This window comes from Flavobacterium sp., from assembly GCF_017985075.1.
Classification (GTDB): Bacteria; Bacteroidota; Bacteroidia; order Flavobacteriales; family Flavobacteriaceae; genus Flavobacterium.
In genome coordinates this window covers 1-2,523 of the sequence record NZ_JAGNYF010000112.1, presented here as the reverse complement: position 1 = coordinate 2,523, position 2,523 = coordinate 1, and the positions used below count along the sequence as shown (strand labels likewise).

4 protein-coding genes and 1 pseudogene are annotated in these 2,523 nt (G+C 31.5%); 4 read left to right on the top strand and 1 reads right to left on the bottom strand.

What is annotated here, in order from left to right; genetic code table 11:
- The 3 genes from KA468_RS11085 to KA468_RS11120 form a co-directional block, all read left to right on the top strand.
- On the top strand, positions 1-383 hold a 383-nt coding region (locus KA468_RS11085), incomplete at its 5' end, for a DUF421 domain-containing protein (protein WP_291242993.1).
- A gap of 1 nt (position 384) precedes the next feature.
- Positions 385-570 (top strand): hypothetical protein, encoded by a 186-nt coding sequence (locus KA468_RS11080; protein ID WP_291242992.1) that lies wholly within the window; start codon positions 385-387, stop codon positions 568-570.
- Complete coding sequence (locus tag KA468_RS11120; RefSeq protein WP_366933140.1) at positions 570-749, top strand: DUF1272 domain-containing protein; 180 nt, start codon at positions 570-572, stop codon at positions 747-749. Before KA468_RS11080 ends, KA468_RS11120 begins: the two co-directional genes overlap by 1 nt.
- Here the strand turns inward: KA468_RS11120 and hutH are convergent.
- Complete coding sequence (hutH, locus tag KA468_RS11075) at positions 746-2,236, bottom strand: histidine ammonia-lyase (protein ID WP_291242991.1); 1,491 nt, start codon at positions 2,234-2,236, stop codon at positions 746-748. The two genes, KA468_RS11120 and hutH, sit on opposite strands and share 4 nt — an antisense overlap.
- A gap of 166 nt (positions 2,237-2,402) precedes the next feature.
- Here hutH and KA468_RS11070 point away from each other — a divergent pair.
- Positions 2,403-2,523, top strand: a pseudogene (locus KA468_RS11070) (glycine cleavage system aminomethyltransferase GcvT); the annotation flags it as partial.

Genomic DNA, 2,523 nt, shown 5'->3' with positions numbered 1-2,523 from the left:
TAATTTTATTAATTAGTAACGCCGTTCAAAATGCAATGGTGGGAAGCGACATTAGCCTAGAAGGTGGAATAATTGCTGCGTTTTCTTTGTTTTCTATTAATTTTATTTTCAAAAAAGTTTTAAATAAGTCAGGTTATTTGAGTCAATTAGTTCAAGACAAACCTGAAATATTAATTCATGACGGTAAAATTGAATTTAAAACATTGGCTAAATTGGATATTACATCTGAAGAGCTGGATGAAGTAATACGAGAACATGGTGTTGAAAGTTATAAATTTGTAAAACTAGCCATGTTGGAATTAAACGGAAATATTAGTGTAATTTCTGGCTCTAATAATTTAATGCAAACCAAACATAAACGAGTTCATAAATCACGATTATAATATGGATACCAAGTTTAGAAAGTTATTACTACTTATTATTGCTTGTAGTTTTATTGTTGCCTTCGGTGCTTTGTTTAAAATAATGGAATGGCCAGGCGCCACATTAATCTTTAATACAGGCGTAGTTTTAGAAATTATTTTTGGTGCTGCAATTATGATTTATTTAGTGAAAAATAAGAATAAATAATGGCTTTAGAATACAAAACAAGTTGCGAGAAATGCAACATTTCATTAAACATGCAATCAGAAGCTTGTATTTGCAGTTATGAATGTACATTTTGTGAATCGTGCGCTACAGAAATGGCAAATGTTTGCCCAAATTGCCAAGGAGAATTAGTGAAAAGACCGAAACGAAATAAGGATTAATTTATTTCCACTTGAAAACTCTTCAAAAAATGAATTGATTTTTCAATATCATAATGTAAAATTCTGTCTTCTGTAACTAAAGGCACCTCTTCTCGATAGGTTTTTATAAACATTTCAATGAAATTACTCGATTTTAAAGGTCTTCTAAATTCGATAGCTTGTGAGGCATTAAATAATTCAATAGCTATAATACGTTCCAAATTTTCAACAATTTTTAATGTTTTCGTAGCTGCATTTGCTCCCATGCTTACGTGATCTTCTTGTCCGTTACTGGATACAATACTATCAATACTTGCTGGAGTTGCTAATTGTTTGTTCTGACTAACAATACTCGCTGCTGTATATTGCGGAATCATAAACCCTGAATTTAATCCAGGATTGCTGACTAAAAACGCAGGTAATTCTCTTAAACCAGAAATTAATTGATAGGTTCTTCTTTCCGAAATGCTTCCTAATTCTGCCAAAGCAATTCCTAAATAATCTAAAGCCATCGCTAAAGGTTGTCCGTGAAAATTTCCACCAGAAATAATTTCATCTTCACCAACAAAAATATTTGGATTGTCAGTTACCGAATTAATTTCGGTAGTAAATACTTTTTTTACGTGGTCAATTACATCTTTAGAGGCACCGTGAACTTGCGGAATACATCTAAAAGAATACGGGTCTTGTACGTGTTTTTTAGGTTGTGCGATAATTTCGCTATCTTCTAATAATTCTAACATATGAGCTGCTGTTGCTAATTGCCCATTATGTGGTCGTACCAAATGAATTAATTCATTAAAAGGCTCTTTTCTTCCATCAAATCCTTCTAAAGAAACTGCGGATACAATGTTTGCTAAATGCGCTAATTTATCGGCTTGAATTAAATTGTACACGCCGTAAGCACTCATAAATTGCGTTCCGTTTAATAAAGCCAAACCTTCTTTTGATTTTAATGTAATAGGCGATAAGTTCAATTTTTCTAAAACTTTATGCGCTGGTTGACGGAATCCATCGTAATACACTTCGCCTTCATTTATTAATGGTAAACACAAATGAGCTAAAGGCGACAAATCGCCACTTGCTCCTAATGAACCTTGTGTGTAAACTACAGGTAAAATTTCATTATTGTAAAAATCAATTAATCTATTAACGGTTACTAATTGCACACCTGAATGTCCGTAACTCAAAGATTGAATTTTTAATAACAACATTATCTTTACAATCTCGTGAGGTACTTCGTCACCGGTACCACAAGCGTGAGATTTCATTAAGTTTTCTTGAAGTTTGGTTAAATTTTCAGTCGAAATTTTAATATTATATAACGAGCCAAAACCAGTGTTAATTCCGTAAATAGCTTTATCATTAGAAGCCATTTTTTCATCTAAATACGTTCTGCATCGTTCTATTTTTGAGATAGCTTCTTCTGAAAGTGCTAATTTTTTTCCTTCAAAAATAATTTCTCTAACTTTTTCTATAGTAAGTACTGATGAATCTATGTAATGCATACGATTTTGTTTTAGCTGTCAAAATTCTACAAACAAATTCTAAAATGCAACTATTTTCAGTATTAAAACAATATTTTGTGAATTTCTTACTATTTATAGGTTTTTGGCTTTATTTTTTTAAGAATTTTCAATACATTAGCAACTTTAAATTTTATAAAATCGTACAATGAAAAATACAGCATTAACAGCTATTCACGAAAGTTTAGGAGCAAAAATGGTTCCGTTTGCAGGTTACAATATGCCTGTTCAATATGAAGGAGTAAACGCAGAACACGAAACGGTAAGAA